A 23,982-nucleotide genomic window follows, 5' to 3' on the forward strand; every position below is an offset into this window, starting at 1 on the left:
CAGTCTGCGCGCCGTGGGTCAGGCACGCCTGTGCGGCGAAGATTCAGACGGTGTTTCAGGAAAAGACGTCAGCGTCCTTGAAGAACGCGGCGGCCTGATCTTTATGGGACAGTTTCGGTGCTTCGTCCAGTTGCCAATCAATGGCCAGGTCCGGATCGTCCCAGCGAATGCAGCGCTCGGCGGACGGGGTGTAGTAGTCGGTGGTTTTGTAGAGGAATTCGGCGAACTCGCTCAGCACCACGAAACCGTGGGCGAAACCCTCCGGGACCCAGAGTTGGCGATGGTTCTCGGCGGACAGACGCACGGCCACCCATTTGCCGAAATGTGGCGAGCTGCGGCGAATGTCTACGGCCACGTCGAGTACTTCACCAACTGTGACGCGAACCAGTTTTCCCTGAGTGTTTTCCAGTTGGTAATGCAGGCCGCGCAATACGCCTTTTTGCGAGCGGGAATGGTTGTCTTGAACGAAACTCGTCTCCAGGCCAGTCGCTTCTTTGAAAGCCTTGGCGTTGAAGCTTTCATAGAAGAAACCGCGCTCGTCACCAAATACCCTGGGTTCGATGATCAGAACACCGGGCAGGTCGGTGGTGACTACTTTCATGGTCTTTCTCCAGCAATAGGCGTTGATGGGCGACATTCTTGCGCAAAGTGGCAGCCGGTGCGAGTGGAGTGATTTTTTTTCCTGATCCGGTAACTGATTTGTCGAGCCTCAGGAGGGTTTCAGGCAGGCGAAGGGGTTGCGTATCGCCCCAAGCAGTGGCGATATAAGCGCCTAATAAAATTTCAGGGGTCGTTGTATGCCACTCGCCACGTTGATTCATCGCGCCAGTTTGCCCAGCCCGCAAGTGTCTGCGGAGCAAGCGCTTGAGCTGTTGAAGGGACATTACGGCCTGAGTGGAAGGTTGCAGGCCCTTGGCAGCCAGCAGGATCTTAACTTTCGGGTCGACAGCGACCAGGGGCGTTTTGTCCTGAAAATCTGCCGTGGCGACTACTCGGCGCTGGAGCTGCACGCCCAGCACGCTGGGCTCAAGCATTTGGGTGAACACCCTGATGTGCATGTGCCGCGAGTGATTCCCGCTAAAAACGGCGCAGACCTTCTCTCCCTGGAAGTCGGCGGCCAACCGGTGCATGTGCGCTTGCTCGATTACATCGAAGGCCAGTCGCTCACACACCTGGATCATCTGCCCGGTTCAGTGGTGGCCGGCTTCGGTCGGCTCTGCGGTGAAATGGACCTGGCCCTGGCCGGTTTCGACCATCCGGGCCTTGAGCGCACCCTTCAATGGGACGCCCGTCACGCCAATGCGTTGATCGCTCATTTGCTGCCGGTCATCAAGGACGAGCAGCAACGCCGGCTGATCGCCGATGTGGCTGAACAGGCCGAGCGTCATTTGCAGGCGCTTGTGGATAAGCTGCCGGTGCAGGCCATTCACATGGATATCACCGACGACAACGTGGTGTGGCAGCGAGATTCGCAACGCCAGTGGCAATTGCAGGGCGTGATCGATTTCGGCGACCTGGTTCGTACCTGGCGCATCACTGATCTGTCGGTGACCTGCGCGGCGCTGCTGCACCACGCTGATGGCGATCCGTTCTACATTTTGCCGGCGGTTCAGGCCTATCACGCTGTCAATCCGCTCACGCATGAAGAGCTACTGGCGCTCTGGCCGTTGATCGTTGCCCGTGCGGCGGTGTTGGTGCTCAGCGGCGAGCAGCAGGTCAACATTGATCCGGGCAACGAATACAGCCGCGACAACCTCACCCACGAATGGGAGATTTTCCGCGTCGCCACATCGGTGCCGTTGGCGTTGATGGAAGCGGCGATCCTGGCCTCGGTCGGCCAGAACCTGCCGAGCATCGGTAGCGAAGGCTTCGCGCCGCTGCTGCCGAGCCTGGTGGGGCGTGAGTTTGCGTTAATCGATTTGGGCGTGCTCAGTCCGCATTTCGAGGCCGGTAACTGGGAGCAGGAAGGGATCGATCAGCGTCTGCTGACCGAGGCCGCCGCGGCTCATGGTCTGGCGGCCAGTCGTTATGGGCAATATCGCTTGTCCCGCACCCGGCCGGACAGCGCCACTGAGCCGGACACGTGCCCATTGCACGTTGAGTTGCGAGTGCCCCACGGCACGGCGGTCGAGTCGCCGTTTGCCGGGGTGGTGCATCAGCCGACGGCAGGTGTGCTGCAACTGGACGGCCCGCAACTGAGCGTGCGTCTGTGGGGCGTGACGCCGTCGCTGCACACGGGCGCAGCGCTGGTCAAAGGTCAGGTGCTGGGTTCGGTCAGCGGGCCACTGATCGTCCAGTTGTGCCGAGGCGCTTCGTTCAATGCACCCTTGTTTTGTACGCCGTCTCGCGCCGCGGCCTGGCAAGCGTTGTGCCCGTCACCGGCGGTGCTGCTGGGATTGGCCTGTGACGCCGAAGTGGAACTCGATTCGCAGACGTTGCTGGAGCGTCGTGACGCCAGTTTCGCCCGTACCCAGAAGCACTATTACGTCGACCCGCCGCGTATCGAACGCGGCTGGCGTAATCACCTGATCGACATGCAAGGCCGTTCCTACCTAGACATGCTCAACAATGTCGCGGTGCTTGGCCACGGTCATCCGCGCATGGCCGCTGTCGCCAGTCGTCAGTGGTCGCTGCTCAATACCAACTCGCGTTTTAACTACGCGGCGATTGCCGAGTTCTCCGAACGTTTGCTGAAACTGTCGCCGGATTCCATGGACCGAGTGTTCCTGGTGAACAGCGGCAGCGAGGCCAATGACCTGGCCATCCGCCTGGCATGGGCCTACAGCGGCGGTCGCGACATGCTCAGCGTGCTGGAGGCCTATCACGGCTGGACAGTGGGCGCGGACGCGGTCTCGACCTCGATTGCCGACAACCCCAAGGCCTTGAGCAGCCGCCCGGACTGGGTGCATCCGGTCACCGCGCCGAACACCTATCGCGGCGAATTCCGTGGACCGGATAGCGCGCCGGACTACGTGCGCAGCGTCGAACACAACCTGGCGAAAATCGCCGAGCAGAAGCGTCAGCTGGCCGGTTTCATCTGCGAACCGGTGTACGGCAATGCCGGCGGTATTTCGCTGCCGCCGGGGTATTTGAAACAGGTTTATGCACTGGTTCGTGCCCAGGGCGGTGTCTGCATCGCCGATGAAGTGCAAGTCGGGTACGGTCGCATGGGCAACTTTTTCTGGGGTTTCGAAGAGCAGGGCGTGGTGCCGGACATCATCACCATGGCCAAAGGCATGGGCAACGGCCAGCCGCTCGGTGCGGTGATCACTCGCCGGGAAATCGCCGAAGCGCTGGAAGCCGAGGGTTACTTCTTCTCGTCGGCCGGCGGCAGCCCGGTCAGTTGCCAGATCGGCATGGCAGTGCTGGATGTGATGGAGGAAGAAAAGCTCTGGGAAAACGCTCAGGTCGTGGGCGGGTATTTCAAGGAACGGCTTGAAGCGTTGATCGATATTCATCCGTTGGTGGGCGCGGTGCATGGTTCCGGCTTCTATCTGGGCGTCGAGTTGATCCGCAATCGCGAAACCCTGGAACCGGCGACCGAAGAAACCACGGCGCTGTGTGATCGGTTGCGCGAACTGGGGATCTTCATGCAGCCGACGGGGGATTATTTGAACGTCCTCAAAATCAAACCGCCGATGGTCACCTCGCGCCGGAGCGTGGATTTCTTCGTGGACATGCTGTCGAGGGTGCTCGCAGAAGGTCTGTAAACATATACCCCTGTGGGAGCGAGCCTGCTCGCGAAGGCGGTAAATCATTCAGCATCTGTGTTGATTGATCCACCGCTTTCGCGAGCAGGCTCGCTCCCACAAGGAACATGTTTAATTCGATTATTATCTGGTTATTACGCAAAAAATAAGACAGAAGGAATATTTATCGCTTTAAAAGCCGATTATTATCGGCTATAAAGTCACCGCTGCCCCGGTGTGGACTCACCACGCCCGGCGCTTCCCATTTCTGTCATTGGTCGATGCCACCTTCGACCCTAAAGCAATTGCCCCGGAGATGATTCATGAGCCGTATCGTTACCGTCGCCGCCACCCAGATGGCTTGTTCCTGGGACCTTGAAGCCAACATCGAGACCGCTGAGAGGCTGGTCCGTGAGGCCGCGGCGAAAGGCGCGCAGATCATCCTGATCCAGGAACTGTTCGAGGCTCCGTACTTTTGCCAGAAGCCGAACCCGGATTACCTGCAGCTGGCCACGACCGTTGAAGACAACGTCGCCATCAAGCACTTCCAGAAAGTCGCCAAAGAACTGCAAGTCGTTTTGCCGATCAGCTTCTACGAACTGGCGGGCCGCGCGCGTTTCAACAGCATCGCGATCATCGATGCCGATGGCAGCAACCTCGGGGTTTATCGTAAAAGCCACATCCCGGACGGCCCTGGCTACCACGAAAAGTACTACTTCAATCCGGGCGATACCGGCTTCAAAGTCTGGAACACCCGTTACGCGAAAATCGGCGTGGGTATCTGCTGGGACCAGTGGTTCCCGGAATGCGCTCGCAGCATGGCGTTGCTCGGTGCAGAAATTCTGTTCTACCCAACCGCCATCGGCAGCGAGCCACACGACAAGACCATTTCGTCCCGCGATCACTGGCAGCGCGTGCAACAAGGCCATGCCGGCGCCAACCTGATGCCGCTGATCGCCAGCAACCGCATCGGCAACGAAGAGCAGGACGGCTACGACATTACCTTCTACGGTTCGTCGTTCATCGCCAACCAGTTCGGTGAGAAGGTTCAAGAGCTCAACGAAACCGAAGAAGGCATACTGGTTCAGAGCTTCGACCTCGACGAGCTGGAGCACATCCGCAGCGCGTGGGGTTCGTTCCGTGATCGTCGCCCGAACCTGTACGGCGCTATCAAAACCCTCGACGGTTCCCTGGAGTCCTGATCGCTATGACCACTTTGAACAGCACCCCTCGCGCTGATGGCTTTTACATGCCGGCCGAGTGGGCGCCACAAACCCAGACCTGGATGATCTGGCCCGAGCGCCCGGACAACTGGCGTTTGGGTGGTAAACCGGCGCAAGCCGCGCACGTCGCGGTGGCCAAAGCCATTGCCCGTTTCGAACCGGTGACGGTGGCGGTTTCCGCCGGCCAATACGAAAACGCCCGTGCCCGTCTGGACGTGCCGAATATTCGTGTGGTGGAAATGTCCAGCGACGACGCCTGGGTTCGCGACACCGGCCCGACGTTTGTCATCAATAACGGTGGCGAAGTCCGTGGTGTGAATTGGGACTTCAACTCGTGGGGCGGTTTCGACGGAGGTCTGTATTCGCCGTGGAATCGCGATTCCCAGGTGGGCGGCAAAATCCTCGAGGTCGAGCGCAGCCAGCGCTACCGCACCGAGGGCTTCGTGCTCGAAGGCGGTTCGATCCACGTCGATGGCGAAGGCACGCTGATCACCACCGAAGAATGCCTGCTGAACCGCAATCGCAATCCGCACATGAACCGTGCAGAAATCGAAGCGGTGCTCAGCGCGAATCTGGCTGTGGATAAAATCATCTGGCTGCCGGACGGTTTGTTCAACGACGAAACCGACGGCCATTTGGATAACTTCTGCTGCTACGTGCGTCCGGGCGAAGTGTTGCTGGCCTGGACCGATGACCCGCAGGACCCGAACTACCCGCGCTGCCAGGCGGCAATGAAAGTGCTGGAAAGCAGCACAGACGCCAAGGGTCGCCCATTCACGGTGCACAAGATGCCGATTCCGGGGCCGCTGTATGCGACCGAAGAAGAGTGCGCTGGTGTTGATCCGGTGGACGGGACTCAGGAACGTAATCCGACCGTTCGTCTGGCTGGTTCCTACGTGAACTTTCTGATCGTGAACAGCGGCATCATCGCGCCGAGCTTTGACGATCCGATGGATGGTCCGGCCAAAGAGATTTTACAGGCGCTGTTCCCGCAGCATGAAGTGGTGATGGTGCCCGGCCGCGAACTGTTACTGGGAGGCGGTAACATCCACTGCCTTACCCAACAACAGCCTGCACCGCACAAGGAGTGAGTGGGGTTGTAACAGCTTGAGTTGATTGCAGAATCGGCCCGGCAACCGTTTTCCCTCCCCCGCCTTGTAGAAAGCCCGCAGCCCATCAGGACCGCGGGCTTTTTTGTATCCGCTTGTCGACAGTTGCGAAACCTTGGCACAGCTCTTGTATCTCTCATGGTGTAAAACAGGGAGGGGGAGAACTGCGATGTTCTGTCATAAACCTTGGATAAGTTAGCCGCTCACAAACCAGGAGAGAGCGCGGAAATGAACGCCGAAATGAATGTGGTGAGCGAGCGGGCGTTGCATCCCCTGGCAGTAAACAGCGAATCGCTCCAGGTCCTGGCGCACTGGTTGAAGTCCAATGGAACGCGTCAGATCAGAGAACCTGATCCGCGCCGGATGATGATCGAACGCTACCCCGCTGGTTTGTTCAGCGAAGCGGAGCTGGAAGCGTTGTGGGATGTGATGGAAGGATAAGAAGAAAAACAACGGATTGGTAAAAGCGCTGCCGGGATGGCGGCGCTTTTTTATGGGCGAAGGTTTTTTTGTGATCACTGGAGATCAAAAATGTGGGAGCGGGCTTGCTCGCGAAGGCGATCGATTATTCAACATTAATGTCGACTGACACACTGCCTTCGATCGCAGTGAATTTAGAAGCTGTAGGTTCCAGTCACGACTAGGCTGCGCGGTTCACCTGGCTGAATCTGCGCCGCACTGGTGGCCGATGAGTAATAGGTCTTGTCGCTGATGTTGTTCAGTGCCGCGCGCAAATCCCAATCCTTCTGCCGGAACCCGGCCAACGCATCCCAACGGCCATAACCCGGCAGGACGGTGGTGTTGAGGTTGTCGGCATAACGCTGGCCCACCAGGGTCAGACCGGTTTCGGCGTACCAGCCCATTTCCGGTTTCCAGGTCAGGAACAGGCTGCCGTTATGCTTGGCCACGTTGCTGATGCGTTTGCCTTCAAAGCCGTTGTTGTCCTTCTCGACCGTTGCGTCCTGCATACCCACGCCACCGCGCACGTACCAGTTGCCAGCGATTTTGCCGGTGCCAGTCAGCTCGATCCCGCGGGAACGTTGCAGGCCGGTGAGCAAGGTCACGCTTGGATTGTTCGGGTCGCTGGTACGGCGGTTGTAGAGTTCCAGTTCGTAGATCGCCAACGTGGTGCTCAGGCGGTCATCGAGCCAGTCGCTCTTCACGCCGATTTCCTTTTGCTTGGTCAGCTCGGGACTCAGGTCGTTGCTGTTGCCGGCGGCACCCGGGGTGATACCGATCAAACCACCGCCGACCGGGGAAAAAGTCTTGGTCCAGGAGGCGTAGAAGGAATGACTCTGCAGCGGCGTCCACACCAGTCCTACACGCGGGCTGGTGCTATGGCTGTCGCGATCTTCGGAAATGTCCCGCAGCTTGTTGGTCGACTCGATGTCGAAGGTGTCGTAACGCAAACCCGCCAGCAGTTGCCATTGATCGTTCAGACGCAGTTGATCCTGCACGTACACCGCACGGCTTTCGACTTCGGTGTGAGAGCTACTGGAAACCTGCATCCGCCCGGTATGGCGCAAATTGCGGTCGGGGTTGTACAGGTCCAGTGCCGGTACAGGCTGAGTCCCGCGTCCGGTGGCCGCGTTGTACAACGTAGGGTCGCGCCGCTGGCTGCCGATTTCGATGCCGGTCAGCAAGCGATGCTCAAGGCCGAACGTGTCGAAACCGCCTTCCAGTTCGACGTTGTTGTAGACATTGCGTGTGGTCAGGTCCTGTTGCCAGTGCTGGCGCGTGACCTTGTTGGTCGCCGGGGTGTAACCGGTCAGGTAGGTGTTATCGAAGTCGCTGTTGAGCTTGAACACGCCCAGGGTGTGGCGCAGCTGCCAGTTGTCGCTGAGCTCATAACTGAGTTTCGAGCGCAGGGATTGCGACTTGTCGTCGATGAAATCGTGTTCGCTGCCGTAAGTCGTATCCCGTCCTACGTCCGCCGGGCGCCCGTTTACACCGGGGATGCCGCGATCCGGCGTACGGTTGTAGCGGCTGTATTCGTACTGCACCAGCCAGTTCAGGTCTGGCGTCAGTTGCCAGCTCATCGACGGAGCGAACAGTTGGCGATTGCCGCTCACGCCATCGCGGAAGCTGTTTTGATCCATGTTGCCCATGTTCAGGCGCAGGCTGATGTTCTCGCTCGGGTCGGTGCTGAGGTCGGCGTAGAGGCTGCGCAAATCATCGCTGCCGCCCTGGGCCTCGAGTGTCGAGCGGCGACCGAATTCAGGCAGCTTGCTGACCCGATTGACGATCCCGCCCTGACTGCCACGACCATATAAAACAGCGGCCGGGCCTTTGAGGACTTCGATGCGTTCGATGTTGTGCAAATCGCGCACGTATTGGCTGTCGTCGCGGATGCCGTCGAGGTAGAAGTCGTTGCTGGCGTCGAAACCGCGGATGCGCAGGCTGTCGAAGCGAGTGTCGGCGCCGCTGCTGACGTTGGGGATGCCGCTCAGCGCGGTGCCCAGATCGTTGGTGCCGTAATCCACGACGTTTGCGGTTTTAATCGAGTCGATGGCTTGTGGAACGTAGCGCACCGGCGTGGCGGTGCGGGTCGCGGTGCTGGTTTCCTTCACGCGCGGGTCATCGGCTTCAGCTTCGGCGCTGATCGACGTCTCGGGTAAAACAGTGGTGGCGGCGCAGGCAAAACCGGCAGAGAGAAATGCAGAAAGCCCAAGGGTGACGGGCGTGAGGCGAAAGGGGGCAGGCATCTGAAGCGCATCCGAAAGGGTGGAAAAATTCGAGGGTGCGAATGGTAATGCTTGATATTTGCTTTCGTTAATTATTCTTGAAAGGTTTCACTGTCTGATTATTTCGAATTGTGTCGAGATGGCTACAGTGGGGCGCTGAGGTCATTTGACCGATTCATGAAACAGACTGAAAGCCATTGCAGCGTTTTTCAGAAACGGGCGGAGGACTAATCTGCCGGCATCTAGTTTTCCTACGCTTTTGCCGGAGTCTTCCCATGATCCTTCACTACATTTACGACCCGTTATGCGGCTGGTGCTATGGCGCAAAACCGCTGGTGCAAGCCGCTCAGGCTGTGTTGCCAGTGATCGCCCACGGCGGCGGCATGATGACCGGCGCCACCCGCCAGACCGTCTCGCCACAACTGCGCAATTACGTGATGCCCCACGACCGTCGCATTGCCGAGTACACCGGCCAGCCGTTCGGCGAGGCGTATTTCGAGGGTTTGCTGCGCGATGAAACGGCGGTTTTCGATTCCGCACCGCCGATTGCCGCGGTGCTGGCAGCCGAGCAGATCGCCGGCCGCGGACTGGAGCTGCTGGGGCGTTTGCAGAGTGCTCACTACGAGGAAGGTCGACGCATTGCCGATGAAGCTGTGTTGTTAGAACTCGCGTTAGACATCGGTCTGGAACTCCAAGCGTTCCAGGCGGCTTTCAAAGCAGCTGAAACCGATCGCCACATCAAGGACAGTCGAGCATGCTTGGCCGAGGTCGGCGGCCAGGGTTTCCCGACCTTCGCCCTGGAACACAACGGCCAATTTACCCTGATCGATATCAGCCCGTGGCTCGGCAAGCCGCAAGCCTTCGCGGCATGGCTGAGTCAGTCGCTTCCTGCACAAGCGTCATCACCGGAGCTTCAAGCCTGTGGCCTGAACGGCTGCGCCCATTGACGTCGACAAGTGATTTCTTAGACGTTTTCCACCTATTTACAGACGATCCATGAAATTGACACATCGTTAAGGGCGCGGCTAGGATTCGCCCCACGCCTGTGGCTAACCGCCATGACTCATAAAATAACAAAAAGGCCCGCCACGATTTCTTCGTGCGCGGGCCTTTTTGTTTGGGGTGAAAAAAGAGTGCGATAGCGCCGTTTCAGCCGTTCGACACAGCGCGTATCAACCGGTCATAAGGAAAAGAACAACATGTTGAACAAGCGAATCAGCCTGATCGCTCTGGGGATGTTGAGTGCTACACAGGTCATGGCTAACGACCAGGCCGAGTCCAAGGGTTTTGTTGAAGACAGCAGCCTCAAAGTGCTGCTGCGCAATGCCTACATCAATCGCGACAAAAAAGACGGCAACGACGACCAGCGTGAATGGGGTCAGGCTGCCATCGGCACTTACACCTCGGGCTTCACCCAAGGTACCGTCGGCGTAGGCGTTGATGCCTTCGGTTTGTACGGCTTGCGTCTGGACCGTGGTAGCCACAGCGGCGGCCAAGGCATCGACTTCTTCAAGGAAGGTGACAGCGGTAACCCGGCCGGCGATCTGGCCAAAGCCGGTGGCGCGGTAAAATTCCGCGTATCCAGCACCGTTCTGACTTACGGCGACCAGATGCCGGTCCTGCCGGTGTTGAGCTACGACAACGGGCGTCTGCTGCCGGAAAGCTACACCGGCACGCTGATCACCTCCAAGGAGATCAAAGGCCTGGAGCTGAACGCCGGTCGCTTCACCGCCGAATCGCGCAAAAGCGCTGAAGGCCGTGACAGCGGTGGCCTGAAGTCGATCAACGTGTTGGGCGGTAGTTACCAGTTCACCGAGCAGTTCAAGGCTGCGCTGTACGCCTCCGACGTCGAAGACGTGTTGAAGAAGCAATACGTGAACGCCAACTACGTGTTCCCGATCGATAAGGATCAGTCCCTGACCCTGGACTTCAACGGCTACCGCACCAAGCTGGACGATTCCTACGTCCGCGAAAGCGGTGCGACCGGCGACGACAACAAAATCTGGAGCCTGGCCGCCACATTCGCCACCGGCGCGCACTCGTTCACGCTCGCCCACCAGCGCAGCACCGGCGACAGCAACCTGGGCTACGCCTACGGCGGCTACCAGAAAGATCAAGGTCGCGTCGGCGACGGCGGCAATACTATCTACCTGGCGAACTCGTACTGGTCCGACTTCAACGCCGAAGACGAACGTAGCTGGCAGCTGGGCTACGGCCTCGACTTCAGCACCTTCGGCATTCCAGGCCTGAGCTACAACTTCGCCTACGTGCGCGGCGACAACATCACCACCTCCACCAGCGAAGGCGGTACCGAGCGCGAAATATTCAACCAGTTCAAGTACGTCGTGCAAAGCGGCCCGGCCAAAGACCTGAGCGTGAAACTGCGCAGCTCGATCCTGCGTGTGTCGCAGAAATCGAGTGAGTACAACTCCAGCGGTAATGAAGTGCGCGTGTTCGTGGATTACCCGATCAACATTTTCTGATGATCGGTTGCACCATCGAGGCCTGATGCAAGGCTGAGAAAGGAAAAGCCCCGACTGGTTCGCAATGCTGTTCACTTAAGGATTGTTGACTAATCCTCAGGCAGCCGGAAAATCCGGAATCTGATAAGGATTCCGGATTTTTTATGTCTGTTGCTCAGGATTTAAGCGCGGTTTTGGATTTTGCTAAGCAACCGCTCTCTCGCCTTGAGGTGTTCACCGATCATATTCCTCATGATTGGATCACCGCAGCGGCCGCTCTGGCGGATAAAGCCACGATCCGACGTCGGCGCTTGCCTTCGGACATAGTCCTTTGGCTGGTAGTCGGGATGGCACTTTTCAGAGGTGAGCCAATAGTCGAGGTCGCTCGCCGACTGAATATTTGTGCCGACGGTCTTGCTAATGAGGTGCTGTTAGCCAAAAGCGGGTTGTCGCAGGCGCGCCAGCGTCTGGGGAATCAGCCTGTCGCTTGGTTATTTCAACAGTGCGCCAATGTCTGGGGATACGAGCGCTACCCGCAAGATGACTGGCACGGTCTTCAAGTCTTTGCCGTCGACGGTGCCTTGTTTCGAACCCCGGAAACGTCGTCATTGCGGGACCATTTTGGCTCCGGCAATACCTCCTCCGATCGTCAAACCCCTTATCCGGTGCTGCGCCTTGTTGCGTTGATGAACGCCCGTTCTCATATCATCGCCAACGCGGCCATCAGCCCTTACCGCAAAGGGGAGATCCCGCTGGCCAAGGACTTCATCGAGAGCATACCCAACCACTCAGTGACCCTGCTGGACAAAGGGTTTTTCAGTGCGGACCTATTGTTGAGTATCCAAAGTACTGAAAAAAACCGGCATTGGATGATCCCGGAGCGTAAGGGTACTGTTCGCACGGAAATTGAACACTACGGCGATGGTGATTACCTAGTCCAGATGAAGGTCTCGCAGCAAGCGCGTAAAAAGAACCCACTGTTGCCTGAGTACTGGCAAGTACGGGCGGTCACCTACGAGGTCGCCGGGAAAGAAAAAACCGTCTTCACCTCCCTGCCAGCCTCGCACTTTAGCGCTGAGCAGGTCGCCACCCTTTATCACGAGCGATGGGAAATCGAACTGGGTTTCAGGGATATCAAAAGCTCAATGCAAGACAATGCCTTGACCCTTCGCAGCAAGACTGTAGATCTGGTGTATCAAGAATTATGGGGGCTGTTACTGGCTTATAACGTAGTGCGTCGAGAAGCCAGTCAGGCGGCTGTAGCTCATAAGCGGGCTCCCAGCGAGGTGAGTTTCAAGTTTGCCTGTCAGCACATCGCCAGCCATCTGGTGGTCATGGCCGGAGCGGTCTCGCCCTCACACACGCCAAGACGCCTGGACGAGCTTCGCGGCAGCATTGGTGTGCTCTTCATAGTAAAACGCCCCAGGCCTGCGAGGCCTAGGGCGGTGAAGATGTCAAAAACCCGGTATCCGGTTAACCGCAAGGCTGCTCCGCTTAAGTGAACAGCATTGCCGACTGGTTCGGGGCTTTTTTCTGGGCGCGATTTAGAGCTCAACGCTCTCAGCTATTTCCTGCGTTGAACCGGGACGGTTCTCGAGTAGGAAAGGGATCAGGCTGATATTCATCGCGAGCTCAAACGGTTGAAATACTCAGCGAGGAATCCATCTGATGATCACGCTTCCTGAGCTTTGGAACCGTCCATCAAACTGAAGTTGACCGAAAAGATCCCGCTCAACCACAATGATCTAGGTAGCGCCAATGTAGCTACAAATTAACGATGAGGTTATTACCATGGGTGCATTACTGAAAACCACAGACGTGCGTTGCCGCATTGATGAGGATTTGAAGGCTCGGGCTACTGAAGTCCTGAGCGCTTGCGGCCTGAGCATCAGTGATGCCATGCGTCTTTTTCTTCGTCAGGTTGTAGCAACTCAGGGCCTCCCGTTTGAGGTACGCGTCCCCTCGGAGAAAACGGCCCGCGCCATGATGGAGGCACGAGACATTCGCCAGCGGTTCGACTCAATAGACGACATGCTGAGGGACGCTGATGGCGAAACTGGAGAAAAAGCAAAAACGCGCTGAGCTGCCAAAACAGTGCACACAAACATCAGAATTCAAGAAGTCGTGGGAACGTTACAAGCGAGCCGGACGCCGTGACATGAATGAAGTCCGTCAGGTGATGGTCACGCTATTTCTGGGAGATCCATTGCCAGCCGAGTATCTGGATCATGCGCTGACGGGGGATTGGGCTGGTTTTCGAGAGTGCCATATAGGCGGTGATTTCTTGATGATTTATGAGCACGCGCGCTCCGATCTGATCACATTCGTTGATCTCGGAAGTCATTCCGAACTGTTCAAGTAGCACCTCTCAACACAAGCCCCGACTGGTTCGGGGCTTGTGTGGGCGCAGCAGCGCTCTGGCTTGCGCCACCGGGCGATTCGAGCTGCCCGTCACAGCCTGGATTTTCCATCGCGAATGATCGAAACGACAATCTCGGTCGTGCGCGGCAACAGCATTGGACGCCGATTGAGCGGGAATGGCGGTCGATTACCGGTGCTACGGCCGATGAAGCGGCACTTGCGCCGTTTCATGCGATCAAGCAAATCACCGTGGAAACCGTGATCGTCGAAAAGCCTTAGAAAATCCGTAAGCGAACAAAAATTAAAAATATATTCGGATCTGTACTACTCTGAAGGCACATCCCTTTGCCCGAAGGAGTCCTTCCAATGGCCACTTCATCCCCTGTCCGCACAGCTCCCCAAGAGCTCGACACCCCGGAGGCCGGCCGTGTGGCGCTCAAGTTCTTCTTCAACCTGATGGAGCGTTGGGGCTGCACTGCTGAAGAACAGCGCACGCTGCTGGGCAAGGTCGGCAACACCACCTTCTACAAATACAAACACCTGCCGCCCAATGTGCGTCTCCCTCACGACACCCTGGAGCGCATCTCCTACCTGATGGGCATCCACAAAGCCCTGAGCATCATCTTCAGCAACAACCGCGACCGCGCCTACAAATGGGTCAGCAGTCCGAACACCGCCGCGCCGTTCAATGGTCAATCCGCGTTGAGCTATATGCTGGCCGGCCGGGTGGTGGACATCGCTGACGTGCGTCGCTACCTCGATGGCGTCCGCGGCTGATGGCCCCGCAAGTCGTGCTCCTCGAGTGGAACCGTGCTTACCGGATGATCAACAGCGCGTTCCCCCCGATCACCCTGTTTGAAGACGTGCTCGACCCCGAGGACCTGCAAACCGCCTACGCCCTGGAAGCCCTGACCAACGACCGGTTGGCGCAAGAAGCCGGCGTGCTCTCCCGCGTGCTGCCCGAAGACCGAATCTCCGGCCCCGGCTCATCACCGGTCATGGCCGCGTTCACCCACATCGGCAAAACCAGCCGCTTCACTGACGGCACCTACGGCGTCTACTACGCCGCCAGCAGCCAGGCCGCCGCCATGGCCGAAACGAGCTATCACCAGGAACGCTTCCTCGCGGCGACCAACGAGCCCGACATCGAGTTGACCCTGCGCACCTACGTCAACAAAGTCGTCAAACCGATGCATGACGTTCGCCAACACTACCCCGAACTGCACAACCCGGATCCTGACGCTTACGGGCCGTCACAAGCGTTTGCCCGGCAACTGCGTGAAACCTTGTCGTGGGGGCTGCTTTACAACAGCGTTCGGCTGCCTGGGCATGAATGTGTCGCTGCGTTTCGTCCGCCGGCCGTGTCTATTCCGAAGCAAGGCAAGCACATTCGGTATGTGTGGAGTGCGAGCAGTCGGAAGATTTCGTTTGTGTTTGAAGTCAGCGAAGTGTGAGCCGGAAACTAAAAAGCCCCGATTGATTCGCAATGCTGTTCACTTAAGCGGAGCAGCCTTGCGGTTAACCGGATACCGGGTTTTTGACATCTTCACCGCCCTAGGCCTCGCAGGCCTGGGGCGTTTTACTATGAAGAGCACACCAATGCTGCCGCGAAGCTCGTCCAGGCGTCTTGGCGTGTGTGAGGGCGAGACCGCTCCGGCCATGACCACCAGATGGCTGGCGATGTGCTGACAGGCAAACTTGAAACTCACCTCGCTGGGAGCCCGCTTATGAGCTACAGCCGCCTGACTGGCTTCTCGACGCACTACGTTATAAGCCAGTAACAGCCCCCATAATTCTTGATACACCAGATCTACAGTCTTGCTGCGAAGGGTCAAGGCATTGTCTTGCATTGAGCTTTTGATATCCCTGAAACCCAGTTCGATTTCCCATCGCTCGTGATAAAGGGTGGCGACCTGCTCAGCGCTAAAGTGCGAGGCTGGCAGGGAGGTGAAGACGGTTTTTTCTTTCCCGGCGACCTCGTAGGTGACCGCCCGTACTTGCCAGTACTCAGGCAACAGTGGGTTCTTTTTACGCGCTTGCTGCGAGACCTTCATCTGGACTAGGTAATCACCATCGCCGTAGTGTTCAATTTCCGTGCGAACAGTACCCTTACGCTCCGGGATCATCCAATGCCGGTTTTTTTCAGTACTTTGGATACTCAACAATAGGTCCGCACTGAAAAACCCTTTGTCCAGCAGGGTCACTGAGTGGTTGGGTATGCTCTCGATGAAGTCCTTGGCCAGCGGGATCTCCCCTTTGCGGTAAGGGCTGATGGCCGCGTTGGCGATGATATGAGAACGGGCGTTCATCAACGCAACAAGGCGCAGCACCGGATAAGGGGTTTGACGATCGGAGGAGGTATTGCCGGAGCCAAAATGGTCCCGCAATGACGACGTTTCCGGGGTTCGAAACAAGGCACCGTCGACGGCAAAGACTTGAAGACCGTGCCAGTCATCTTGCGGGTAGCGCTCGTATCCCCAGACATTGGCGCACTGTTGAAATAACCAAGCGACAGGCTGATTCCCCAGACGCTGGCGCGCCTGCGACAACCCGCTTTTGGCTAACAGCACCTCATTAGCAAGACCGTCGGCACAAATATTCAGTCGGCGAGCGACCTCGACTATTGGCTCACCTCTGAAAAGTGCCATCCCGACTACCAGCCAAAGGACTATGTCCGAAGGCAAGCGCCGACGTCGGATCGTGGCTTTATCCGCCAGAGCGGCCGCTGCGGTGATCCAATCATGAGGAATATGATCGGTGAACACCTCAAGGCGAGAGAGCGGTTGCTTAGCAAAATCCAAAACCGCGCTTAAATCCTGAGCAACAGACATAAAAAATCCGGAATCCTTATCAGATTCCGGATTTTCCGGCTGCCTGAGGATTAGTCAACAATCCTTAAGTGAACAGCATTGCCGATTGATTCGGGGCTTTTTTACGCGTGCGGCTTGGGTCTACGTGACGACGTCACTGGTTACGATTATTACCCGGTGCATCGAGCACCTTCGCTACGTCATCGATGATCGCCTTACTCATATCCTGCAAAAAATGCGACGCCCAGGCATGCCGGTCGGTGTCACGAACCATGGCGGCGTCTGATGCGAGAAGTTTGGCGATGTGGAGCAGGTCGGAGGCGTGGGAGAGGGCCTGGATGACCGGGACGCCGGCGTTGATGCGGAACAGTGGTTGGTTGGCGTGGTAGGAGAAAGGGGTGAGGCCGATGGTTTTGAGGTCTTGAGGGTTGGTCATTGGGCACCTCCGGTTTTGGGGCGGTGGTGGGCGTGACCCGGTGTAGTAATAGCGAAAATTTTGAATGGATTGCGGGCATACATAAGGAGAACTCCGGTTGGTTCCTACATCGAATTAGAGTTCTCAGGCCCGGTCGCTGAATTGGCAGCGACGGTCTGAAGGTAGCTTGAGGGGGAAGGATGCGCAATCGTGGCTAGGTAGTGGCGTGGTTTGAAGGTTTTAGTGATTTTTATGGCTGGGCAATAATTATTGCCCAGCCATAATTTTCATAATTTGAAGAAGGCGTGCTGATGGCCTTGCCGACTTGCAGAAGGGGCTGAGTCCTACTGCAAAATCGCACAACGTCTAGCAGGCGTTAGCTTGTGAAATTACGATCTGAGGCAAAGCCCCGGCATCGTTGGATGGCAGCGTAAAAGTCGTTCGAAAGCCGAGTTTATCCAGCATGTCCATCATTGCATCGATCGTAAATTTCTCGATCTTGCCAGTGGTGAGTTCTGATACGCGTGATTGGGTCACGTTCAACCTGGCTGCAGCCTCACTTTGTCTGAGGCCCAGGGTTTTGATGTAGTCAGTGATGAATATCGACAGCTCCATCTTCAACGCTTTTTTGCTAGCGACTTCGCTGTCATGCGTGGCATGGAATGGGCTGTCGAAAAATTGAACTGCCATGAACGTCTCCCTCCCTCGAGTTATCTAAAATTTGCGATAAACGCAGGCTAGCCGATTGATCGTTTTTGATGCAAACGTATTGTGTCTGCGAGACAAAACTCATTACACCAAGTAACTAATGATGTTCCCGCCCCCACCTTTATCCCCTCCAGCTAACTCCCTACATTGAGCTCCAACGCCTCCCCATTCATTCCGAAGGGAAGGTCACTGGAGATTCCTCATGCCTTTCGTAAGCGTACGCATCACCCGCGATGGCGTTACCTCTGAGCAGAAAGCTCAGGTGATCGCCGAAATCACTGAAACCCTGGAACGCGTCCTCAACAAGGATCCGCACCTGACCCACATCGTGATCGAAGAAGTCGACACCGATAACTGGGGTTACGCCGGCATCACCACCACCCAGTACCGCAAGCAGCTGGATGAGGCGGAGGGGCAGTCATGACCGCGACCGTCTCCATCGATTTCATCTCCGACGTGGTGTGCCCGTGGTGCGCCTTGGGCGCGACGGCGCTGGAGCAGGCGATCGAGAACATGGCCGGTGAAGTCTCGGTGGAGCTGACCTACAAGCCCTTCGAGTTGAACCCGGACATGCCGGCAGTCGGCGAAAAAGCGGTTGAGCACTTGATGCGCAAATATGGACGAACCACCGAAGACGTCGCCGCCGGCAAAGCGATGCAGATCGCTCGCGGTGAGGCTATCGGTTTCAAGTTTGATCTGGAGAAGCGCAGCCACTTCTACAACACGTTTGATGCTCACCGGTTGTTGATGTGGGCGTTACAGGAAGGGCGGCAGGTCGCACTGAAGAAGATCCTGCTGCGCGCTTATTTCACCGACGGCCAGAACCCGAGCGATCGCGAGACGCTGGTGGGGCTGGCTGCTGAAGCGGGACTGGATGCGGCGGCTGCTCAAGAGGTGTTGGCGTCCGGAGCGTTCGCCAAAGAAGTGCGTGAGCTTGAAGAGTTTTACCGTCAGCGCGGCATCAATTCGGTTCCGGCCATGGTGCTTAACGGTCGTCACTTGGTGTCCGGTTCGCAGTCGGTCGAGTACTACGAACAGATGTTGAGACAAATGGCGAAGGCCCCCGCCGAAGCCTGATTACTTACTTTTTCAAACCATCATTTATTAGTTGAGGTTCATCATGAGCAATTCGAAAAAAGTCATCGTTATTACGGGTGCTTCCCAAGGCCTCGGCGCAGGCATGGTCAAGGCGTTCCGTGATCTGGATTACAAGGTTGTCGCCACTTCGCGTTCGATCAAACCGTCCACCGACCCGGACATCCTCACCGTGGCGGGCGACATCGGCAACCCGGAAGTCGCCCAGCAAGTCATCCGTGAAACCATCGCACGTTTTGGTCGCATCGACACCCTGGTCAACAACGCCGGGATCTTCGTTGCCAAACCGTTCACCGCTTACACCCCGGAAGACTACGCCGCAGTGCTGTCGGTGAACCTGAACGGTTTCTTCTACATCACCCAACTCGCGATCACCGAGATGGAAAAACAAGGAAGCGGCCACGTCGTCAACATCACCACCAGCCTGGTGGACCACGCCATCGACGGTGTGCCGTCGGTACTGGCTTCGCTGACCAAAGGTGGTTTGAACGCGGCAACCAAGTCCCTGGCCATTGAATACGCCAAGCGCGGGATTCGGGTGAATGCGGTTTCCCCGGGCATCATCAAGACGCCGATGCATGGCGAGGAAACTCATGAAGCGCTGGGGAATCTGCACCCGGTTGGGCATATGGGCGAGATCAGCGATATTGCGCAGGCTGTTGTTTATCTGGACAGTGCCAACTTTGTCACCGGCGAGATCCTGCACGTTGATGGTGGGCAGAGCGCGGGTCACTAATACCGCCTTTTCCAAACCGCAGACACAATAAAGCCCCCGTATTTCTACGAGGGCTTTATTATGGTGCGGCACCATGAGTCGAAGAGTAGGGGCAGACGCCAGTAACTACCAGTATCACTCGACAATCATATCAAGCACGCGCTGAGCTTTTGATAAGCTCTTGCTCGGTTGATAGTGAATGCCGCATGTATATTCAATAAGTAAATGCTCTGCATTTCCTTGTTGGGCAATATTATATTTCTGAAAGGGGGACATTGCTCTGCGCACAGGTGATTGATTTAATATGTTTTCAAATATAACACTTGAATCATCAGCAATCCAAAGTCTCCTTACTTTCCTTTTTTTACTACCGTCAATGAATTTATGGCGTGCGTGTAAAACTCTAAGGTTATCCATAACCAGAATGTCCCCAGGCTCAAGACTTACATTAATAATGTAGTCCTCATTGGTGGAGTATTGATTTTGGATGTATTTAAATGCAGCGCTAGCCCACTCAGGAAGAAACGCGGTGCTGTCATATCGATAACGAATTCTTAATTTACTATCATTGATTTTTTCGAATACAGAACAATCCATGGATAATAGGTCGTCTCGACAGTAAGTAACACTGCCGCTGGTCATCAGTGTCTTTAATATATCAGCTTGATTGGCAAGTAAGTCATTGTAGATTTTCTGTCCGTCAACCAAAAAATTATCTCCGCCAAATTCCGGCTTTGATACGCACTGGAGAACGACAAATTTGGGAGGCGTGATTTTTTTTGCCACGCCATCAACATAAGTTATCCCATTCAAAAAAGAACCATCAGTATGAGGGAAAAAATCACTTGATAATTCACCATGATAATCATCTTTGAAGTTTTGCCAATCCTTATTAATGGGCTCTCCACCGCCCACGACTCCGTGTTCATCAGATTTTGTATGAAATTGAATTTGCCCAAATTTGCCAGCGACATCTCTAAATGCCTCCAAAGAGTTATCTTGAGGCTTGATAACACAATATCCGTTCTCATTGAGAAAGTTGGAGATTCCTTGGGTGTCAAAGAAATCAAACTTTTTGCTCGTCGTCATTTCACACTCCCTGTTTTTTTTGAATAAACTTCACATGCCCTTGATAAAATGATCCAGAATCATTTTAAAACCAAAAAACGTGACCCCCGCTTTCAAAAGCATGGCGCCTACACGTTGCGATATTCGATCTCTAAGAAATCCACCCAGATACGAGCCGATAGTGGATGCTGTTATCATGATGATTATGAGTTCTGCGTAGTCCATGAATGCAAAGCCAGCAATAACAAAAGCAGCGAATTTCAACCCGTGCAGTACACTCATTTGCATGGCATGCGTGACGATCACTTCATTTTTATTGATATTCATCTTCATCAAGATGGGCTGTGATATCAAACCGGTTACAGCAACGAAAAGCGAAAGAAATGTTTGAAGAAAACCAACGATGGCAAAGTTTTTAAGCACGAATCCTAATGATGAAACAATCTTGGTCCATGTGATTGCTAGAATAAAAATGCCAAGGATCAATGATAAGTATTTTTCAGGGAAATTCCCTATGAAGAAATACCCAATAAAAGCTCCTGTCAAACAGCCGATGATATATCTGGGAAGGATCTCTATTTTTGCGCTCTTGTAGTCAAATGCGAATCGACTGCCATTGCTCACCATTTGAATCAAGCCGTGAACCGGTACAACCGCAGAGATAGGTATAAATTGAGGCATCACAGCAAGCAATCCAATCCCGCCACCGACACCAATGGCGGCAGTCATAAATGAAGTTATGAAACTGACACCCACCAGAACGTATAAGCCAGAAGAGAGTTCAAACATGTTTAGTTCCTGTCCGGTTTTTTAAGATAAAGATTTCATCTCGATACAGCGACTCCAAGTTATGTCGGCGCGCACTTACGCCTCCGATAACGCGAATGACGTCATCAACCGTACCGCACACTGTTTCAAACAAAGTTAGAGGGTCGCCCCTGTCCGGGGCTGTGATAAGCAGCTACAAAATCACTTCTTTGGCAAGGGGAAGTTAGACTGCTAACTTCCCTTCCATCCCGGTCCGACAATGTTATGGAGCGCCTCTTCAGGCAGAACGCAATTTACCTCGTGGGCAGGGCCCAGGCGATGATGCTGTCACCCAGCTTGGTTGGAATTCGGTCATGACCGCCGACCACTGCCACGACGTACTGTCGGCCTTGGCTCATGTAGGTCAAGGGTGAAGCCTGATTGCCCGCGGGGAGGCGTTCTTCCCACAGTAGTTCTCCACTTTCACTGTCGTAAGCCCGCATGAAACGATCGATGGCGGCACCGATGAACGTCACGCCTCCCGCTGTTGTCACGCCCGTCGCGTCACTCGGCGTACCGATTTCGAAGCGCATACGAGAGGCAATTCCCCAAGGCCCGCTGTCGTACCCCGTACCGAACGGGCGACTCCAGACTACATCGCGCGTGCGCAGGTCTATGCCCGTGATGAAGCCCCAGGGTGGCGCAATGCAAGGTTGGTCAAGGGATGACATCCATGGATCTTTGATGGCGCCGTAAGGCAGTCCGGCCTGGACGCGGAAGCCTTGGGTGTTGCCCGGCGCTTCTTGGAATGACTTGGCATTGATGGCGTCGAGTTGTTCGCGAGGAACCAGCCCCTGCATGTAAGGGAGCCGCTGGTTATTGATGATCAGCAGGCCCCGTTTGAGGTCTACCATCACGCCTCCCCAGTTCAAGCCGCCATGATGGCCGGGGAAAATCAGGCTTTGTTGGCCTACGACTGGTGGTGTGAAGATCCCTTCGTAGCGTGCCTGGCGAAACTCGATGCGACATTGCAACTGATCGAATGGCGTTAAGCCCCAGGCATTTGCCTCGGTCAGTACTTCCGGCGTTTTCGATGGGCGCCCCATGGTGCTCGGCATATTGGGCGAAAGCGGCTGGGTGGCCGAGGTGTAGTCGCCAGGAGCGGTTCCCTGTGGGACGGGAGATTGCACGATATCCATCAAAGGCTCACCGGTGGCGCGGTCAAGTACAAACAGCTGGCCGGATTTGGTGGCTTGAATGACGGCAGGGCGTGAGCCCGTTGATGTGGGGAAGTCAATCAGATTGGGTTGCGGGCTCAGGTCGTAGTCCCATAGATCGTGGTGAACTGTCTGGAAATGCCATCTGACCTTACCTGTGGCTGCATCCAGTGCAACCAGGGAGGAGCTGAACTTGTCCTCTTGCTCCGTGCGAGTACCACCATAGAAGTCGCCAGCAGCGTTGCCGGTGGTGACATACACTAATCCCAGTTCATCGTCGGCGGAAAGCGGTGCCCAGGAGTTGGGTGTGCTGAGTGTGTAGTTCTCGTCGTCGCGAGCGGGGGCATTGGTGTCTGGGCGGCCCAAGTCCCAAGCCCATTTTTGTTTGCCGGTAATCGCGTCGTAGGCACGAACCACTCCCGAGGGCGCTGGGCGCACATCTGAATCAAGGACTCGGCCTCCGGTGATCACTACCCCGCGGATTACGATGGGTGCGGAGGTAATCCCGGTCGACCCTTTTCTGAAGGTGCCTAACCCGTCTTTCAAATCCGCAAAACCTGCGTTGCCGAATCCGGGGCACGCTTGGCCAGTCAAGGCGTCTACCGCTCCCAAGCGAATATCGTTGGTGCCCCAGATGATGCGCGAGGCGCACAGGCCACTGGCATTTGGCACTTCGAAATAGGAGACACCACGGCAGTATGCGCCGCCATTGTCGAAGTAGGCTGGGTCGACTTTGGAGTCAAACCGCCAGTTCTCCTTTCCTGTGGTGGCATCCAGAGAAATGATGATTTGCTTCGGAGTGCAGGTATAGAGCGAGTTACCCACCTTGATCGGAGTGGCCTCGTTCAAGTATTTGGTTTTTTCACCTGGTTGCTTCACGTCGCCGTGGTGGTATTCCCAGACTTTCACCAGGCCGGACACATTCGAAGGGATGATTTGCGATGCTGCGGAATAGTGATTGCCCAAGTTGGAGCCTGCATAGGCGGTCCAATTGGTTTCGTCGTGTGACGCAGCAATATTACCGTCCGGTGAAGTTACCGTATTGCGACTGAAAGGTTGTTCAGGACGCGTCGTTGCGAGCGTCGAGTCGGCAAGGTGAACGGTTGTCGGGAAGAACAGGGGTACCAGGATGGTGATCGCCATGAGTATCGGCAGTAGACCCATAATGGTGAAGTAATGGCTTCTTTTGGCGTTGGCAAAGTCACGACGCACCAAAGGCCAAAAAGCCAGAAACGGTACGCTGAGAACGGCCAGCCAGGCTAAGCGTGGAATGAAGGCCCAACCATCGTACCCGGACTCCCAGATCGCCCAGGCGTAGGTGGCCAGGGAGGCCGCACCGTAGAGGTAAATGCCGCGAGACTGTTTCAGGCCGATGAGGATGGCCGATAGCAACAGGGCGGTGCCCATCATGGCGTAATAGGGTGATCCGCCAGTTGCCACCAGAGCCCCGCCTCTATAGGTCAGTGCTACTCCAAGCAGGGCAACAAATATGATGTACACCCCGAACAGAAGGTTCGAGACCCCCGCCCCTCTACCCAACGTCCTGTCGTTCATTGCAATCATCCCTGTGTGATTCGATATGGCTTCATCAAGCGGCGCGCATGATTGCTCATTGTCACAATAAAATACAATATCAGGCGATAAAATTAACTATCTCGTGCGGATGAGTTGTTTTTTTG

Annotated in this window: 22 protein-coding genes; 14 read left to right on the plus strand and 8 right to left on the minus strand. The window is 56.0% G+C overall.

Features of this window, described 5'->3' with window-relative positions:
* Positions 1-55: 55 nt before the first annotated feature.
* Positions 56-601 (minus strand): dTDP-4-dehydrorhamnose 3,5-epimerase, encoded by a 546-nt coding sequence (gene rfbC, locus QFX16_RS01340; protein ID WP_283182528.1) that lies wholly within the window; start codon positions 599-601, stop codon positions 56-58.
* 196 nt (positions 602-797) lie between these two features.
* On the opposite strand from rfbC, the gene QFX16_RS01345 reads away from it, so the two are divergent.
* The 4 genes from QFX16_RS01345 to QFX16_RS01360 all read left to right on the plus strand — a co-directional run bounded on the left by QFX16_RS01345 (position 798) and on the right by QFX16_RS01360 (position 6,462).
* Complete coding sequence (locus QFX16_RS01345; protein WP_283182529.1) at positions 798-3,710, plus strand: aminotransferase; 2,913 nt, start codon at positions 798-800, stop codon at positions 3,708-3,710.
* 302 nt (positions 3,711-4,012) lie between these two features.
* A complete protein-coding gene (aguB, locus tag QFX16_RS01350) occupies positions 4,013-4,891 on the plus strand; it encodes an N-carbamoylputrescine amidase (protein ID WP_283182530.1) in 879 nt (292 codons plus the stop codon).
* A gap of 5 nt (positions 4,892-4,896) precedes the next feature.
* Entirely contained in the window at positions 4,897-6,003 is a 1,107-nt protein-coding gene (gene aguA, locus QFX16_RS01355; RefSeq protein ID WP_283182531.1) for an agmatine deiminase, read from the plus strand.
* Positions 6,004-6,249: 246 nt separating this feature from the next.
* A complete protein-coding gene (locus QFX16_RS01360) occupies positions 6,250-6,462 on the plus strand; it encodes a hypothetical protein (protein WP_046045525.1) in 213 nt (70 codons plus the stop codon).
* Positions 6,463-6,635: 173 nt separating this feature from the next.
* On the opposite strand, the gene QFX16_RS01365 is transcribed toward QFX16_RS01360, so the two are convergent.
* Positions 6,636-8,726, minus strand: coding sequence for a TonB-dependent receptor (locus tag QFX16_RS01365; protein WP_283182532.1), 2,091 nt, complete (start codon positions 8,724-8,726; stop codon positions 6,636-6,638).
* A gap of 254 nt (positions 8,727-8,980) precedes the next feature.
* Between QFX16_RS01365 and QFX16_RS01370 the strand changes: the two genes are divergently transcribed.
* The 7 genes from QFX16_RS01370 (at position 8,981) to QFX16_RS01400 (ending at position 14,982) form a co-directional block, all read left to right on the plus strand.
* On the plus strand, positions 8,981-9,652 hold the full coding sequence (locus tag QFX16_RS01370; protein WP_283182533.1) for a DsbA family protein: 672 nt from the start codon (positions 8,981-8,983) through the stop codon (positions 9,650-9,652).
* A gap of 252 nt (positions 9,653-9,904) precedes the next feature.
* A complete protein-coding gene (locus tag QFX16_RS01375; RefSeq protein WP_283182534.1) occupies positions 9,905-11,188 on the plus strand; it encodes an OprD family porin in 1,284 nt (427 codons plus the stop codon).
* A 143-nt stretch (positions 11,189-11,331) separates the two neighbouring features.
* Positions 11,332-12,669 carry an IS4 family transposase gene (locus QFX16_RS01380; RefSeq protein WP_283181394.1) on the plus strand — a complete coding sequence of 446 codons (1,338 nt, stop codon included), beginning with the start codon at positions 11,332-11,334 and terminating at the stop codon, positions 12,667-12,669.
* 289 nt (positions 12,670-12,958) lie between these two features.
* Positions 12,959-13,249, plus strand: a complete 291-nt coding sequence (locus QFX16_RS01385) for a type II toxin-antitoxin system RelB/DinJ family antitoxin (protein WP_056745544.1) — start codon at positions 12,959-12,961, stop codon at positions 13,247-13,249.
* Positions 13,215-13,529, plus strand: coding sequence for a type II toxin-antitoxin system YafQ family toxin (locus QFX16_RS01390; protein WP_283182535.1), 315 nt, complete (start codon positions 13,215-13,217; stop codon positions 13,527-13,529). Before QFX16_RS01385 ends, QFX16_RS01390 begins: the two co-directional genes overlap by 35 nt.
* Before the next feature lie 365 nt (positions 13,530-13,894).
* On the plus strand, positions 13,895-14,305 hold the full coding sequence (locus QFX16_RS01395) for an MbcA/ParS/Xre antitoxin family protein (RefSeq protein WP_033058347.1): 411 nt from the start codon (positions 13,895-13,897) through the stop codon (positions 14,303-14,305).
* Positions 14,305-14,982, plus strand: a complete 678-nt coding sequence (locus tag QFX16_RS01400) for an RES family NAD+ phosphorylase (protein WP_283182536.1) — start codon at positions 14,305-14,307, stop codon at positions 14,980-14,982. Before QFX16_RS01395 ends, QFX16_RS01400 begins: the two co-directional genes overlap by 1 nt.
* A 39-nt stretch (positions 14,983-15,021) precedes the next feature.
* Here QFX16_RS01400 and QFX16_RS01405 read toward each other — a convergent pair whose 3' ends face one another.
* From QFX16_RS01405 to QFX16_RS01415, 3 genes are all read right to left on the minus strand, one after another.
* Positions 15,022-16,359 carry an IS4 family transposase gene (locus QFX16_RS01405; RefSeq protein WP_283181394.1) on the minus strand — a complete coding sequence of 446 codons (1,338 nt, stop codon included), beginning with the start codon at positions 16,357-16,359 and terminating at the stop codon, positions 15,022-15,024.
* A 133-nt stretch (positions 16,360-16,492) separates the two neighbouring features.
* On the minus strand, positions 16,493-16,774 hold the full coding sequence (locus QFX16_RS01410) for a DUF3077 domain-containing protein (RefSeq protein ID WP_056745530.1): 282 nt from the start codon (positions 16,772-16,774) through the stop codon (positions 16,493-16,495).
* A gap of 345 nt (positions 16,775-17,119) precedes the next feature.
* Positions 17,120-17,443: a helix-turn-helix domain-containing protein gene (locus QFX16_RS01415; protein WP_283182537.1), complete on the minus strand. Its 324-nt coding sequence runs from the start codon at positions 17,441-17,443 to the stop codon at positions 17,120-17,122.
* 220 nt (positions 17,444-17,663) lie between these two features.
* Between QFX16_RS01415 and QFX16_RS01420 the strand changes: the two genes are divergently transcribed.
* Genes QFX16_RS01420 through QFX16_RS01430 form a run of 3 tightly spaced genes read left to right on the plus strand, consistent with a single transcriptional unit; the run spans position 17,664 to position 19,292 of the window.
* On the plus strand, positions 17,664-17,885 hold the full coding sequence (locus tag QFX16_RS01420) for a tautomerase family protein (protein ID WP_283182538.1): 222 nt from the start codon (positions 17,664-17,666) through the stop codon (positions 17,883-17,885).
* Entirely contained in the window at positions 17,882-18,538 is a 657-nt protein-coding gene (locus tag QFX16_RS01425) for a DsbA family oxidoreductase (protein ID WP_283182539.1), read from the plus strand. Before QFX16_RS01420 ends, QFX16_RS01425 begins: the two co-directional genes overlap by 4 nt.
* A gap of 43 nt (positions 18,539-18,581) precedes the next feature.
* The gene (locus tag QFX16_RS01430) at positions 18,582-19,292 is read left to right on the plus strand and encodes an SDR family NAD(P)-dependent oxidoreductase (protein ID WP_283182540.1); all 711 of its coding nucleotides are present in this window, start codon (positions 18,582-18,584) and stop codon (positions 19,290-19,292) included.
* A gap of 114 nt (positions 19,293-19,406) precedes the next feature.
* Here the strand turns inward: QFX16_RS01430 and QFX16_RS01435 are convergent, their stop codons facing one another.
* The 3 genes from QFX16_RS01435 to QFX16_RS01445 all read right to left on the minus strand — a co-directional run bounded on the left by QFX16_RS01435 (position 19,407) and on the right by QFX16_RS01445 (position 23,857).
* Positions 19,407-20,360 carry a TauD/TfdA family dioxygenase gene (locus QFX16_RS01435; RefSeq protein WP_283182541.1) on the minus strand — a complete coding sequence of 318 codons (954 nt, stop codon included), beginning with the start codon at positions 20,358-20,360 and terminating at the stop codon, positions 19,407-19,409.
* A 30-nt stretch (positions 20,361-20,390) separates the two neighbouring features.
* Positions 20,391-21,128 (minus strand): TSUP family transporter, encoded by a 738-nt coding sequence (locus QFX16_RS01440; protein WP_283182542.1) that lies wholly within the window; start codon positions 21,126-21,128, stop codon positions 20,391-20,393.
* A 272-nt stretch (positions 21,129-21,400) separates the two neighbouring features.
* Positions 21,401-23,857, minus strand: a complete 2,457-nt coding sequence (locus QFX16_RS01445) for a membrane-bound PQQ-dependent dehydrogenase, glucose/quinate/shikimate family (RefSeq protein WP_283182543.1) — start codon at positions 23,855-23,857, stop codon at positions 21,401-21,403.
* Between the last annotated feature and the right edge of the window lie 125 nt (positions 23,858-23,982).

The sequence above is a fragment of the Pseudomonas svalbardensis genome (assembly GCF_030053115.1).
Classification (GTDB): Bacteria; Pseudomonadota; Gammaproteobacteria; order Pseudomonadales; family Pseudomonadaceae; genus Aquipseudomonas; species Aquipseudomonas svalbardensis.

Excerpts from the sequence above, each read along its gene's own strand:
- rfbC (WP_283182528.1), bottom strand. The coding sequence starts at position 601 with ATGAAAGTAGTCACCACCGACCTGCCCGGTGTTCTGATCATCGAACCC.
- QFX16_RS01345 (WP_283182529.1), top strand. The coding sequence starts at position 798 with ATGCCACTCGCCACGTTGATTCATCGCGCCAGTTTGCCCAGCCCGCAA.
- aguB (WP_283182530.1), top strand. The coding sequence starts at position 4,013 with ATGAGCCGTATCGTTACCGTCGCCGCCACCCAGATGGCTTGTTCCTGG.
- aguA (WP_283182531.1), top strand. The coding sequence starts at position 4,897 with ATGACCACTTTGAACAGCACCCCTCGCGCTGATGGCTTTTACATGCCG.
- QFX16_RS01360 (WP_046045525.1), top strand. The coding sequence starts at position 6,250 with ATGAACGCCGAAATGAATGTGGTGAGCGAGCGGGCGTTGCATCCCCTG.
- QFX16_RS01365 (WP_283182532.1), bottom strand. The coding sequence starts at position 8,726 with ATGCCTGCCCCCTTTCGCCTCACGCCCGTCACCCTTGGGCTTTCTGCA.
- QFX16_RS01370 (WP_283182533.1), top strand. The coding sequence starts at position 8,981 with ATGATCCTTCACTACATTTACGACCCGTTATGCGGCTGGTGCTATGGC.
- QFX16_RS01375 (WP_283182534.1), top strand. The coding sequence starts at position 9,905 with ATGTTGAACAAGCGAATCAGCCTGATCGCTCTGGGGATGTTGAGTGCT.
- QFX16_RS01380 (WP_283181394.1), top strand. The coding sequence starts at position 11,332 with ATGTCTGTTGCTCAGGATTTAAGCGCGGTTTTGGATTTTGCTAAGCAA.
- QFX16_RS01385 (WP_056745544.1), top strand. The coding sequence starts at position 12,959 with ATGGGTGCATTACTGAAAACCACAGACGTGCGTTGCCGCATTGATGAG.
- QFX16_RS01390 (WP_283182535.1), top strand. The coding sequence starts at position 13,215 with ATGGCGAAACTGGAGAAAAAGCAAAAACGCGCTGAGCTGCCAAAACAG.
- QFX16_RS01395 (WP_033058347.1), top strand. The coding sequence starts at position 13,895 with ATGGCCACTTCATCCCCTGTCCGCACAGCTCCCCAAGAGCTCGACACC.
- QFX16_RS01400 (WP_283182536.1), top strand. The coding sequence starts at position 14,305 with ATGGCCCCGCAAGTCGTGCTCCTCGAGTGGAACCGTGCTTACCGGATG.
- QFX16_RS01405 (WP_283181394.1), bottom strand. The coding sequence starts at position 16,359 with ATGTCTGTTGCTCAGGATTTAAGCGCGGTTTTGGATTTTGCTAAGCAA.
- QFX16_RS01410 (WP_056745530.1), bottom strand. The coding sequence starts at position 16,774 with ATGACCAACCCTCAAGACCTCAAAACCATCGGCCTCACCCCTTTCTCC.
- QFX16_RS01415 (WP_283182537.1), bottom strand. The coding sequence starts at position 17,443 with ATGGCAGTTCAATTTTTCGACAGCCCATTCCATGCCACGCATGACAGC.
- QFX16_RS01420 (WP_283182538.1), top strand. The coding sequence starts at position 17,664 with ATGCCTTTCGTAAGCGTACGCATCACCCGCGATGGCGTTACCTCTGAG.
- QFX16_RS01425 (WP_283182539.1), top strand. The coding sequence starts at position 17,882 with ATGACCGCGACCGTCTCCATCGATTTCATCTCCGACGTGGTGTGCCCG.
- QFX16_RS01430 (WP_283182540.1), top strand. The coding sequence starts at position 18,582 with ATGAGCAATTCGAAAAAAGTCATCGTTATTACGGGTGCTTCCCAAGGC.
- QFX16_RS01435 (WP_283182541.1), bottom strand. The coding sequence starts at position 20,360 with ATGACGACGAGCAAAAAGTTTGATTTCTTTGACACCCAAGGAATCTCC.
- QFX16_RS01440 (WP_283182542.1), bottom strand. The coding sequence starts at position 21,128 with ATGTTTGAACTCTCTTCTGGCTTATACGTTCTGGTGGGTGTCAGTTTC.
- QFX16_RS01445 (WP_283182543.1), bottom strand. The coding sequence starts at position 23,857 with ATGAACGACAGGACGTTGGGTAGAGGGGCGGGGGTCTCGAACCTTCTG.